This is a genomic window from Nocardia sp. 852002-20019_SCH5090214, from assembly GCF_001665865.1.
In the GTDB taxonomy this organism is placed as follows: Bacteria; Actinomycetota; Actinomycetes; order Mycobacteriales; family Mycobacteriaceae; genus Nocardia; species Nocardia nova.
Genome location: NZ_LZMK01000425.1, coordinates 1 through 582, shown reverse-complemented (window position 1 = coordinate 582; position 582 = coordinate 1). Strand labels below are relative to the sequence as shown.

The window sequence follows — 582 nt, the reverse complement described above, 5'->3', positions numbered from 1 at the left end:
AGCGCCGCATTCGGCGGCGAGTAACCGGCGGGTGCTTCACGGGTGAGGAAGCATCTCCGGCTGAGCGAGCCTGGCGAGCGTTTGAGCAATGTCGGTGCCAGGCTGGCTGAAGGTGGCGTCGAAGTAGGCAAGCAGGTAAGCCCGTTGCAGGTCGATCGAACGGGCCGTGTCGATTGTGCCGACTGCTTCGGCCTTCTTGGCGGGCTCGAGCAGGCCGGCCGTGGTCAGTTGCGGCAGGATGATCTGCTGGTCGCACAGCGACATGTGCTGGGTTCCTGCGATGCGCAGGGGGATCTTCACCCCGGTGTTGGTTGCCCAGCGCGGTTCCCAGCCCGGATTGCCGAACCAGGGCGAGGTGTCGCTGGCCAGCATCAGCAGCGGCCGGTCGAGACCGTCCGCGGCGACAGAGCCCAGGATCGGGCCGTCCAGATCGACGCCGGCACGGACACGGTGGTCGTCGTGCATCGTTTGCACGGTTGTCGACCCGCCTAGCGAGTGACCGAACATTCCGACTTTCGACAGGTCGAGGTCCTCGGCGAGGTGCGGTGGGAGTCCAGCGCGTCCCGGCTGTTCGGTGGCAGC

The 582-nt window shown here is 66.7% G+C and carries 1 pseudogene; it reads right to left on the bottom strand.

The annotated features are described in order from the left end of the window. Positions 1 to 36 precede the first annotated feature (36 nt). Positions 37 to 582 (bottom strand): annotated as a pseudogene (locus tag A5780_RS36710) (hypothetical protein); the annotation flags it as partial.